Genomic DNA, 12,053 nt, shown 5'->3' on the forward strand with positions numbered 1-12,053 from the left:
GTGGAAAAAAGCCAGCTTTAAGCTGCGCGGCAAGGCTTGATAGATGCACGTCCGCGTATCGCACGGCGCCGCTATTTATCGCACGGCGCATATCGGCATCCGTAAAAAACGGCGCGCGAAAGCTCACAGCGCCTGCTTTTGCCAAAACTCCGTCTAAAAGCGGATCAGTCGATGCGCCCGTAAAAATTTCGATTTGATAGGGCTCACCTTTTTCGTGCAGCGTTGTTGCTCGTTGCGCCAGAGCCTGCGGCAGCGCTAGTGCGCAGCCCGCCCCAACAAAGCCGCTAAAGCCCACCGATGCGCCATTTGGGATCAGCTCGCAGGCTTCCTCGGCGCTCATAATTTTTGATTTTAGATATTCGTTTTGCACGCGTGAGTTCATTTTCCGTCCTAGCCGTGATTTGGGCGAAATTATAATATTTTTGCGCTAAATTTCAAAATCTAAATTTCGTGCGCGAGCTAGGCTATAGAGCAAAATATGAGGCGCGATCGGTTGGGATACGTCGCCAAACGCCTCCGATCAGGCTTTTTTGCTTCGGCGGTTTGAAATACGCGCTTGCACAAGCGCTCGGTAGATAGGATTTTAAGCGTGTTGGGGCTTAGTTGATAGTCTCGCTGCGATACTGCAAACGCTTATTGCGCATCCAATCTTGTGGAATTTAGGCGCAAAATTTACGCATAATTTGTGAGCTGCGATATTTAAATTTAAGCTTCCTTTTGCAATTTAATCGCTCGCCGCACTTAAATTTAAATATCCGCCTCGCAATTTTAAAATAGGTGCTTTGGAATTTATCGCTCGTGGCGTTTAAATTCCGCGGCTTGCTAGCCTTGAGCCCATATTTGAAATTCCATCGCTTGCAGTACCACCTTTGCATGCCGCGCTCGGATTTTAATCCGCATTAATTGAAATTCCCTCTGCCTGAAATTCTTGCCTCTTCGCACAATATGGCAGTTTAAAATTTCAAATTTCGCGCTTTTTTTGGGAGGGCGGTTCGACGTAGATACGCAAAATTTTGATATTTTACGCTTGCAAAATTCTAAAAATTATATCATCGTCACGACTAAATTGCAGATTTTGTTTAAATTCTGGTTCTTAAAATTGTAGCTCCAGCCGTTACACGAGATTTTTAATTCAAAGAGCCTTGCCGCGTAAATTCTAATCTCTCTGAGCCCAAAAATTGACGCCGCTTAATACATGAATTTAAACGCGTTTTAGAATTTAAAATTTAGTCTGCCTTGTTACCATTTTCGGTCGAGCTTTATAAAATTTCGGCAAATTTTATACTCGCGGAATTTTAAAATTTTATCGCCGTAGAAGCCAGTAAAATTTTATTTCTGCGGCTTGCCGTCGCCGAATTTAGCGACTATCTCCTCGCTGCAGCTCTCCTTAGGCGCCCAGCCTTCGCGCTTCATCCGCGCCAGATTGTCGCACGCCTCCTGCGAGCCGCCCTCGCAAAGCTCGTCGTATATCACGAGGCTGCGGCACTGCCCGCTCGCGAAGCTCTCCAGCGCCGCGGCATTGCCTAGGCAGGCTCGCTCGCGCAGATCGCTCATCGCGCGCCCGCCTGCGCCATCCGTTTTGTCTCTCTGCTTCCGCTCGGCGAGGGTTGCGAGCTCGCATGCGTCTGCGAAAAAGCCCTGTGCTTTGAAGTGGTTTCGCACGACGCCGCGACCGCCCAGCTCATATCTCATCGCCGCTTCGTAGCATGCGGCGGCGTCCTTTTTGCTGCATTTTGCTAAAAGCGCACTGGTTTTTGCGCCGCTAAATTTAAACCCTTTGGCTTCGCCGTCCGCGTTTGCCAAACTAAGCGCCAGCGCCGCCGCTAGCGCAAGCTTTAAAGCTTTCATCTCTGCTCCTTTTTCGTTTATCCGCCTGCCCCGATTTGCCGCTTCATCGCGCGCTGCACTCGCACAGCCCGCTAAAATTTCAAAGGCGCGCTCTGTTTGCGCTCGAAGCTCGGAATTTTATCGCGTCTCTGCCGCGCTAATTTTTCGGCAGTAGATCGAGCACCGCGCAGGCGCGTTTGTTGTGCATTTTACACGCTTTATCTAGCGCCTGCCCCGAGAGCTCAAAGCTCTGAGGGGTGCCGATTCCTTGGAGATATTTGACTGACAGCTCGTAGCAAGCTTCGCTGCTGCCGGCATCGCACTGCTCGCGAAAAAGCTCAAACGACGCCACGACGTCCTTCTCTACGCCCAAGCCGCGCCCTAGCGCATCTGCGTAGAAAAAGCACGACAGCTGATCTTTTCGTTCGCAGCCGCTTTTCAGACCGCGCGCGACGCGCTCGCAGGAGCCTTCGTCGCTTTTTACGATGCAGCTTTGCAGATCCGCCCGCGAAATTCCGTCCGTTTGGATGACCGCATCGGCGCTGCTTTGCGAGCCGGCGCTTGCTTCGCCGCTCTTTATAAAGTGCGCGCTTTGGGTCCCGCCGATACTCGTTGTTTTGTCCGCCGCAGAAATTTTATCCGCTCGCGCGCTCTCGCCGCAGTTTGCCGCAAGTGCGCAAAATAGCGCCAAAAATAGAAATTTTTTCATACCCGCCTCCGTTAAATTTAGCGCCATTTTAGTCAAAAATGCTGAATTTAAGGAAAACTACTTATTTTTTATTCGGTCAAATTCTGACCGCGACCGCGAGTATAATTTGGCTAAATTTTTGCCAAGGAGTAAAAAATGGCTTCAAGTTCAATCGACAGCAGGGTTTTTGGGGTGCTTTTCGCAAGCGAAGAGATGAAGAAGATTTTCAGTGATGAAAATCGCGTACAAAAGTGGCTTGATACCGAGGCTGCGCTTGCTAGGGCACAAGCAAGGCTCGGTATAATTGAACCGCGTAGAGCGGAGCAGATCACAAAATTTGCCCATGTGGAGCTTTTAAATTTGGATGCGATCGGCGAGAATTACAAAAGCTCGATAACCATCGTGCCACTTTTGAAGGAGTTTAAAAAGGTCTTTGACGACGATAGCGGAGAGTTTGTGCATTGGGGAGCTACGAGTCAGGATATAATGGATAACGGCATGGTGTTGCAGATCCGCGAGGCGCATGCGCTACTTACGAAGCTGCTAGATAAAACATATCGCGAGTGCCTAAGAATCGCCGAAAAATATAAAAATACCGTCATGGCAGGTCGTACGCATGTCATCCACGCGCTACCTATAACATTCGGCTTCAAAGTCGCGATGTGGGCGCAGGAGATCAAGCGTAGTTTGCAGCGCCTGGAGGAAATTAAGCCGCGGTTATTCGTGGGACAGCTAAGTGGCGCGGTCGGTACGATGGCAAGTCAGGAGGGCAAGGGTTTTGAGATGCAAAAGCTGATGTTTGAAGATCTTGGCTTAAACGTACCCGTCATCTCGTGGCATCCAAGCCGCGATCATATCGCGGAATTCGTAGCTTTGCAGGCACTCATTGCAGGCACGATCGGACGTATCGCGCATGAAATTTTAAGCTTGCAACGCACAGAAATTTGCGAGGTCGAAGAGCCGTTTTTCATGGGCAAGGTTGGAAGCTCGACGATGCCTCATAAGCGTAATCCACAGGTTTGTGAGAGCGTCATTGCGCTTACTAAGATTGTGCGCGCTCAAGCGCCGCTTGCGGTCGAGGCGATGGAGTGCGAAAATGAGCGCGACTGGGGCTGCGAAGCGGTCGAGTGGGACTGCGTGCCGCACGCTAGCGTTTGCTTAGCCGCAGCGCTTGAGAAGCAAAACGACATTTTGGAAAATTTAATCGTTTATCCGCAAAATATGCGCCGTAACCTCGATGCCCTCAAAGGCGCGATGTTAAGCGAAGCCGTGATGCTGCACCTCGGCGAAAAGCTCGGTAGGATGAGCGCTCACGAGATCGTTTATGAGGTCTGTATGAAGGCTTTCACGGACGGCAAGCCTGTTATCGACGATCTTCTCGAGCGCGAAGAGGTCGCCAAATACTTCACTCGCGCCGATTTGGAAAAGATCATGAACCCCGAGCTTTACACCGGCGAGAGCGCGGCGTTTGTGGATAGGGTTTTAGCAGACAGCAAGAGGTAGGCGGGGGTTTTGCTCTGCTTGCTCATTTTGCGTAGCGGAAACGGCTCGCGATGCGGCGTAAAATCGGCTTTAAATTCGTATATCCTTACGCGGCACGGTTACCACATGGCGGCTGCAGGTAAAATTCATAAAATTTTACCGAAGCTCGCGCAGTGTGTGAAATTTAAACCGACTTTAAAATCGCGGTGGAATTTTACGTCGCACGCCACGAAATAGAATTTAAAATTTCGTCTAGTTTGCCGTTAGTTTTAAGCGATTAAATTTAAAGCCTCGTCGCCGTTTAGCTAAATTTATGACGAGACAAATGAGGCAAAATAAAATCAGGGGGTCATTATGAATCCAAAATTTATAAAATTCTTAGTACTTATCGCGGTCGGCATGGCTATCTGGTTCTGCCCGCACCCGCAAGCGGTAAGTGCGCAGGCTTGGCATCTATTCGCCATCGTAGTGGCGACGATTTTAGGGCTCATACTTCAGCCTATTCCAATCGGCGCCATCGCCTTCATCGGCGTTACGGTTGCGGTTTTGACGAAAGTTTTAAAGCCCAGCGACGCTCTGGGCGGTTTTGGCAATACTACGATCTGGCTAATTTTTTGCGCCTTTATTTTGGCTCGCGGCTTTATTAAAACGGGTCTAGGGCGCAGGATCGCGTATAAAATCATCAGTCTGATCGGCGATAGTACCCTTAAAATAGGCTACTCAATCGTTATCAGCGAGTTTATTATATCGCCTGCGATGCCTTCGGCCGGGGCTAGGGCAGGAGGAGTGCTCTTCCCGATCGTAAAAGGCCTAAGCAGCGCGCTGGGTTCTGAGCCGGGTGATTCCAGGCGCAGGGCGGGTGCGTATTTGATGCAGACGTTGTGGCAGAGCAACGGTATCACGAACGCGATGTTTCTAACCTCGATGGCTGGCAATCCTTTCATCGCAAAGCTTGCTGCCGATACGCTAGGCATTCAAATTTCATGGTCTTTGTGGGCGATGGGCGCTATAGTACCAGGGCTCGTATCGCTTGCTTTGATGCCTAGCTTGCTGTATAAAATTTACGCACCCGAGCTTAAAAAATATCCACAAGCCAAGCAGATCGCAAGTCAAGAGTTAGCCGCTATGGGCGCGATGAGCTACGGCGAAAAAGTGGTCGTAGGCGTGTTTGTTTGCGCACTCGCACTTTGGGCTACGGGTGGGCTAACCGGCATCGGCGCTACGACGGTGGGAATGCTTGCCGTCTGTGCGCTGGTGCTAAGCGATGTATTGTCGTGGCAGGACGTGCTCGGTGAAAAAGGCGGCTGGGATACGCTCATCTGGATGGGCTCGCTTATAACGCTTGCGGGCGGTCTTAGCAAGCTAGGTCTAATTAAGTGGTTCGCGGACTTCGTGGCCGCTGGTGTTAGTGGAATTCCGTGGATCGCCGCACTTGGAATTTTGCTTTTGGTATATGTTTATTCGCACTATCTTTTCGCTAGTCTCACGGCGCACATCGCCGCGATGTATGCAACTTTTGCTGCGGTTGCGGTAGCCGCGGGAGCGCCTGCGTACTTGGTCGCCTTAGTGTTTGCGTATGCGTCGAATTTAATGATGCCGGTTACTCACTACGGCGGTGCACCCGCTCCGATAATCTTCGGCGCAGGATACGTCACGCAAAACGAATGGTGGCGGCTGGGATTTATAATGACTACGCTAAATTTAGTAATCTGGACTTTTATCGGCGGGGCTTGGTGGAAAGTGCTTGGGCTATGGTAAAATTTCACCGGCGCGGCAGTCTTTAAATTTGACGTGCTAAATTTAACCTGAGCACAGGAACAGAGATGGGTAACAAAAAAATATTCGAGTTTTTAAATTTACTTAGCGTGCTCGTGCGCATCGGCGAGATAAATCTTAAATCTTACGCCGCGACCACGGGCCTTAGCGAGCGTACGCTGAGACGGTATTTTGCCGATCTGCGCGAGTTTTTCGGCGCCGAAAATTTCATTCTCACTGAACGCGGTAATGTAGGCATCACCGATAAAAATTTACTCAGCTCGCTAACGCTTCCAAGTGAAAAGGAAAAGCTCGAGTTTCAAAAGCTTGCCGATCTGCTTCATGTTATCAATCCGGGCTTTACCGAGGTCTTGCCGCCTGCATATAAGCGCGTGGACGAAAAGCTCGCCAAGGAGCTTGCGGATATATTTTTGATCAAGGGTAGCCCACACGAAAAGCCGCCTAAGATCGGGGTTTTGATCAAGCTCCGTAAGGCGATCGGCTTTAAAAAATACTGCGATATCACGTATGAAGATGAGACGATAAAAAGCGCCAAAGCGCTAAAGATAATCTACTCCAAAGGAAACTGGCAGCTTGCGATCATTGATGCACAAAATCCTGCAAATAATGGCTTTCGCATCATTCGGATTAAATTTATAAAAGAGGTCGTGCTGCGCGCAAATACCTTCAATCTCAGCGAATATACGCGGAAATTCCTGCTGAATATGGAGAGCTTTTACGACGGATATGACGTCGAGCCCTATATGTGCGAAGTCGCCGTAGCACCCAAAATTTTAAAATTTTTCGAGGCAAAGAAGTTTTTTCGCTCGCAAAAAATCGGCAGGAAATTTAAAAACGGTTGGAGTCTTATCGGCTACGAGATTACGAGTGACGATATGATTTTGATGCTCGCGCAAAGATTTTTTCCGCATTTCGTGATCCTCTCTCCGCGCACCGCCCGCGAAAAATTTAATACTCAAATCCACGAGTATCTACAAAATGAGGAGCTTGAATTTGATTAAATTTATAAAAAGCTCGGGCTATTAACGCGGCTCATTATGAGATGCGCGCACTTTAAAATTACAGGCTCTTTAGCGCCGCGAGTACGTTTTGTGCGTCTTGCTCGGGCTCTGCGATACGGCTAAAGCGCTTTATCTCCTTGCCGTCTTTAAAAATCAGGGTTTGGCGGTGGTAAAATTTCTTCCCGTCGCCGGTAGTGAAGGTTTCGAGCCCAAGCGGCACTTCAAGCTCGAATTTTTCGTCGTTTACGAACTCAAACGAGGCGCCCGTAGCGCGCTTAAACTCGCTCGTGCCCGCCTCGCCCATGCTGCCTACGGCGATAAGCTCGAAACCGAGGTCTTTTATCTGCGCAAGCGCGCTCTCGTAGGCCTTGCACTGAAGCGTGCAGCCCGTAAGCCCCGCCACGCCGTGCAACTCTGCGGGCAAAAATTTGCCGCTATCGCCCATTTTCGGGTAGGTAAAAACTACGCAATTTTTCGGTAAATTTATCATCTCTCGCCTTTTAATCGAAATAGGTCGCAAAAATAGCATAAAAAATCTTAAACCCGCTTAACGGATGAAATTTTAATAAAATTTAGCGTAAAATAAAGGGCAAAATTTCGGCAAATCAAATTTGGAGTTAAATTTTGGATATTGACAGGGCGATAGAGGAGCTGGCAAAAAAGCAGCAGCAGTGCAAGATAAAATTTCTAAAACCGCTGATTTTATTGCTATGCATCGCGGTTTTTTCCGTCGGCTGGTTTATACACGGCTTGATCCAAAACGAATACTCCTCCGCCGTGCTGATGTCTGCGATGATCCCGATAATTGCGGTAAGCTGCGTATGGGGGATTTATGATGATTCTATCGCTAAGTGGGAATACAACGCCTTTTACAAAGACGCCTTCATCCGCGCTATTATTTCAGATATCGATCCCGCCTTTAGATACGAGCCGCAAAGCGGCATAGACGAAGAAGAAATCCGCAAAACGGGCATCTATCCGAATAATGAATTCGTAGCCGAGGATCAGATAGACGGCGTGTATAAAGGGGTAAAATTTAGCCTAAGCGAGGCGATAAAAATCTATGAAACGCGAGAATCTATGAGGCTTGTAGAGTTATCTCAAAGATCCAAGAGCGATCTTTCCGCGGCTTTTTTGCTATCGGCGATCGCGCTTTGGAACGCTTGGAGGCTCGGCGAATATGTGCAGGCCTTTAGCGGCTCGGTTTTGGTGTGCGAGTTTTATAAGAAATTTAAGGGGCGGACCATCATCGCGGACCGCTCGCCAGGCACAAAATTTTTAGGCGATCAGGAGCTGATGGACGACGTGATTTTCGGCGAGGAATTTCGCGTGTTCGCAAGCGATAAGATCGAGGCGCGGTATCTTTTGACGCCTAGCTTTATGGAGCGTCTCGGGGCTTTGAAGCTTAAGCTTGCGCCCAAGATCGCTCTTAGCGCGGCGTTTATGGACGGAAAATTTTATCTATTTTTAAACGGCGCGAAAAACCGCTTCGAAGCCGCGCTGTTTTCGCCGCGCACTACGCTAAGAGACGCCGAGCGGATAAAGGCCGAGATTTTGCAGCTTCTTGGTATCATTGACGAGCTGCGTTTGAATGAGGAGCTTTTTGGCGGCGCAAGCGAGAGCGGCGAGCCCGCAAAGAGCACGTCCCTCGGCGGCGAGGAGCTACAGAGATTGCGCGATAAAGGCTTGAGCTCGCGCGATCGCTGATTTAAATTTTAAAATGCCATCTCGCGGCTTAAAATTTAACGCTTTTAGTAAAATTTTAATCTTATCGCCTGCGTTTGAAATTTAGCGCCTTTTGGAATTTGGCGTTTATTGAAATTCGGCGTCTCTTAGAATTTAACGCGGCGCAAGCGGGTAAATTTTACCGCTTGCGGCAGTAGCTTGAAATTTTAAAATTTGATCTCGCGCGCAGCAAGATATGCGATGAAATTTTACTCGTTGTTTCCCGCGATCGTTTCGATTAGTTTGCGTTTGTTGCGGCGGTTGTAAAGCACCGACGAAAGGAGCGATAGCGCGATGAATAATATCCCCACGGTGCCCGTTATGATCTCGCTTACTTCAAATTTCAGCTTGGCAAACATTATAAACGCCAAACACGCGATGGCGTAGTGCGCGCCGTGCTCCAGATACGCGAAGTGCGACAGCGTGCCGCGCGCGATGAGATACAGCGTGATGGAGCGCACGAACATCGCGCCAGCGCCGAGCCCTAGCATGATGATGAAGATATTATCGCTTAGCGCAAACGCCCCGATCACGCCGTCGAAGCTAAAGCTCGCGTCCAGGGTTTCTAAATACAAAAAGCCCGCGAGACCGTTTTTTACGCCGTCCGTGCCGAAAAGGCGGTCGAAGCAGGAGATGAGCAGATAGAGCAGGATCGCGCCGAAATACGCCGCGCCTAGCGCCCCTGAGCCCGTTTTAGCAAGCAGCACGAGCCCCGCGGCTAGAGCGATCAGCGTGGGCGCGTTTGGAATGCGCTTTAAAAATCGCACGAGCCCGTTATTTTCGATTATGCCTAGCCAGTGTAGCTCGCGCTGCGCATCGAAGAAAAAATCGCAAAAGACCATCAGTAAAAAAGCGCCGCCGAAAACGTAAATTTGCGCTTCGTTCTCGCTTAAAATTTCATGGTAGCGCTGCGGCTGCTTAAGCGCCAGCACGAGGGTTTCCCAAAGACCCAGATGCGCGCTTGCGGCGACGATTAGCACGGGGAATAAAAACCTCATGCCAAAAACCGCGATCGGAATGCCCCAGAGGATAAATCTGCTCTGCCACACCGGCGCCATATCTTTTAGCACCTTGGCATTGACTACGGCGTTATCGAAGCTGAGGCTGATTTCGAGCACGCATAAAAGCGCGCAGATATAAGCGGCACCCGCGCCGCCGATATAAAATGCGATAGCAAGCGCAATTAGGCTTACTACAAAAGAGGAGTAAAAATATTTCATCGCTGTCCTAGCCGATTTTTTGCGCGATTTTAGCAAAATTTAGCCCTAAATTCTATATAATTGCAAAAATTCCAAAAAAGGCAAAAGATGCTTACCAATCCCGTATTTATCAGTATCTGTGTGATGTGCGCGCTATGCTTGCTGAGGTGCAACGTAATGCTTGCGATCCTAATCGGCACGATCTGCGCCGTGCTCTCAAGCAATATCCCGCTGGGAGACGCCATAAATTTATTCATAAACGGCAATCCTGAAAACGCCGGCAGCCTCGGCATGGGCGGAAATTTAGAAACTGCGCTTTCGTATCTGCTACTAGGCGTCATCGCAAGCGCGATCTCAAAGACGAACTTAACGGCGATCTTGGTGCGCGCGGTGGCAAATTTAATCAGCGACAAAAAATACGTCTTTATCTTTTCGATCGCCTTTTTTGCGTGCTTTTCACAAAATTTAATCCCCGTACATATCGCCTTTATCCCGATTTTGATCCCGCCGTTAGTTAAGATAATGAACTCGCTAAAGATCGACCGCCGCGCCGTAGCGTGCGCGCTGACGTTCGGCTTGCAGACGCCGTATATGGCGCTGCCGCTGGGATTTGGACTTATCTTTATGGGGCTAATCGAAAAAAATATGAACGCAAACGGCATCGCAGTAAGCCTAAGCGACATATCAAGCGTGATGTGGCTAAGCGCCGTGCCGATGCTCGTGGGGCTAGTGCTAGCCGTGATCTACTACCGCAAGCCGAGAGACTACGCCGAAACCAAACAGAGCCTGGATGCGCATTTTAGCGAGCTTAAGATGGGTATGCGCGAATGGGGCGCGCTAGCGGGTATCGCGGTGTGCTTCGCGGTGCAAATTTGGATCAAATCGCTTCCGTTTGCCGCGCTTAGCGGAATTTTAGTAATGCTTGCGAGCAAAGGCATCGAGTGGAAGAAGCTCGATAACGTATTTGACGAGGGCGTGCATATGATGGGCTACATCGCGTTTTTGATGCTGATCGCCGCAGGATACGGCACGATCTTAAAAGAAACCGGCGGCGTGAACGAGCTGGTGCACGTAGCGAGCACTTTAAGCGGCGGCAAGCTAGGCGGCGCGCTGCTGATGATCGGCATCGGACTGCTCGTGACGATGGGTATCGGCTCGAGCTTCGGCACGATCCCTATCATCGCTACGATATACTGTCCGCTAGCCGCGCAGCTTGGCTTTAGCACGGCGGCGACGATCTTTATCATCGGCGTGGCTGCGGGTATCGGCGATGCGGGCTCGCCTGCGAGCGATAGCACGCTCGGGCCTACCGTGGGGCTGAATATCGACGGCGAGCATAGCCATATGTGGGATACCTGCGTGCCGACCTTTATTTTCTTTAATATCCCGCTAATCATATTCGGCATAATCTTTTCGATGATGTTATAGATTGCGGAATTTGCGCGGGTTTTCGCGGACGGAATTTTAGAATTTTAGAATTTTAGAATTTTAGAATTTTGTCCGCGCGGCGCTGCTCGTAAATTTTGTAAATTTACGAATGCGGCCATTTTTAAATTTGCTCGCGCGATTTTACTTTTAAATTTACCAGCGCGATTTTGCTAAAATTTATTTGCGTCGCTCGCGCGATCTACTTAAATTTAACCGCTCGCGGCGCGTTGATGAAAATCATTGCTAAAATTTGAAATTTCGCATAAAATGGGCGAAATTTCATAGCAAGGAGCGGCGGTGGAGCAAATTTACCCTTACGTGCAGATCGTCCATCTCATCTGCGCCATTATCTTTTTGGGCTACATATTTTTCGACGTCGTGATTTTTATGCGGCTTAAAGGCACGCTGGGCGCGGATTTTGAGCGCGTTAAAAAAGCGATCGGCTCGCGCGCGATTAAAATCATGCCGGTTTGTCTTTTTACGCTGATAATCACCGGCGGAATGATGATGAGCCGCTGGGTCGGAAGCGCTAACGGCGGATATTTCGGCACGCCGCTTCAAAAAATCTTTATGCTAAAAGTTGCGCTCGCGCTCATCATCGCCGTGTGCGTAGCGATAAATTTAAGCTGCCGCGCGATGGGAAGGCCTGCGCCTGAGTTTTTGCGAGCAAATATCCACAAAATCGCCTTTGTATTCGGATTCATCATCGTGCTTTGCGCCAAGCTGATGTTTGTAGTATGATTTATAGCGCAAAAATTTAGCGCTGGCAGCGTGACTTTTATTGCGAAATTCTGCAGCGTGGCACAGATTTAATTTTGCTTGCTTTTAAAATACGACGTTTGCTAAAAATTTTAAAATTCCATTTTGCTGGGCGGGAGTAGAAATTTAAGAATTTTAAATTCCACTATGTCTGCACCAAAGCACGAA

General features: G+C 49.3%; 10 protein-coding genes and 1 pseudogene. 6 read left to right on the forward strand and 5 right to left on the reverse strand.

Annotated elements, in window-relative coordinates; genetic code table 11:
* From Q0236_RS01580 to Q0236_RS01590, 3 genes and pseudogenes are all read right to left on the reverse strand, one after another.
* Positions 1-382 (reverse strand): annotated as a pseudogene (locus Q0236_RS01580) (propionyl-CoA--succinate CoA transferase); the annotation flags it as partial.
* A gap of 947 nt (positions 383-1,329) precedes the next feature.
* Positions 1,330-1,848, reverse strand: a complete 519-nt coding sequence (locus Q0236_RS01585) for a hypothetical protein (RefSeq protein ID WP_297914240.1) — start codon at positions 1,846-1,848, stop codon at positions 1,330-1,332.
* A 136-nt stretch (positions 1,849-1,984) separates the two neighbouring features.
* Positions 1,985-2,536, reverse strand: a complete 552-nt coding sequence (locus Q0236_RS01590) for a sel1 repeat family protein (RefSeq protein WP_297914243.1) — start codon at positions 2,534-2,536, stop codon at positions 1,985-1,987.
* Positions 2,537-2,671: 135 nt separating this feature from the next.
* Here Q0236_RS01590 and purB point away from each other — a divergent pair, with 135 nt between their 5' ends.
* The 3 genes from purB (at position 2,672) to Q0236_RS01605 (ending at position 6,774) form a co-directional block, all read left to right on the forward strand.
* Positions 2,672-4,018, forward strand: coding sequence for an adenylosuccinate lyase (gene purB / locus Q0236_RS01595; protein ID WP_297914247.1), 1,347 nt, complete (start codon positions 2,672-2,674; stop codon positions 4,016-4,018).
* A 333-nt stretch (positions 4,019-4,351) separates the two neighbouring features.
* Entirely contained in the window at positions 4,352-5,755 is a 1,404-nt protein-coding gene (locus Q0236_RS01600; RefSeq protein ID WP_297914250.1) for an anion permease, read from the forward strand.
* Between the two features lie 65 nt (positions 5,756-5,820).
* Positions 5,821-6,774: a YafY family protein gene (locus Q0236_RS01605; RefSeq protein WP_297914253.1), complete on the forward strand. Its 954-nt coding sequence runs from the start codon at positions 5,821-5,823 to the stop codon at positions 6,772-6,774.
* Positions 6,775-6,832: 58 nt separating this feature from the next.
* Here Q0236_RS01605 and Q0236_RS01610 read toward each other — a convergent pair whose 3' ends face one another.
* Entirely contained in the window at positions 6,833-7,264 is a 432-nt protein-coding gene (locus Q0236_RS01610) for a redoxin (protein WP_297914256.1), read from the reverse strand.
* 134 nt (positions 7,265-7,398) lie between these two features.
* Between Q0236_RS01610 and Q0236_RS01615 the strand changes: the two genes are divergently transcribed.
* Entirely contained in the window at positions 7,399-8,481 is a 1,083-nt protein-coding gene (locus tag Q0236_RS01615) for a DUF3137 domain-containing protein (RefSeq protein ID WP_297914259.1), read from the forward strand.
* Between the two features lie 227 nt (positions 8,482-8,708).
* On the opposite strand, the gene Q0236_RS01620 is transcribed toward Q0236_RS01615, so the two are convergent.
* Positions 8,709-9,719 (reverse strand): DUF475 domain-containing protein, encoded by a 1,011-nt coding sequence (locus tag Q0236_RS01620; protein ID WP_297914262.1) that lies wholly within the window; start codon positions 9,717-9,719, stop codon positions 8,709-8,711.
* An 87-nt stretch (positions 9,720-9,806) separates the two neighbouring features.
* Here Q0236_RS01620 and Q0236_RS01625 point away from each other — a divergent pair, with 87 nt between their 5' ends.
* Positions 9,807-11,126, forward strand: coding sequence for a Na+/H+ antiporter NhaC family protein (locus tag Q0236_RS01625; RefSeq protein WP_297914265.1), 1,320 nt, complete (start codon positions 9,807-9,809; stop codon positions 11,124-11,126).
* A 297-nt stretch (positions 11,127-11,423) separates the two neighbouring features.
* Entirely contained in the window at positions 11,424-11,867 is a 444-nt protein-coding gene (locus tag Q0236_RS01630) for a copper resistance protein CopD (protein WP_297914268.1), read from the forward strand.
* The last annotated feature ends 186 nt before the right edge of the window (positions 11,868-12,053 follow it).

Source organism: uncultured Campylobacter sp., assembly GCF_938031315.1.
Classification (GTDB): Bacteria; Campylobacterota; Campylobacteria; order Campylobacterales; family Campylobacteraceae; genus Campylobacter_B.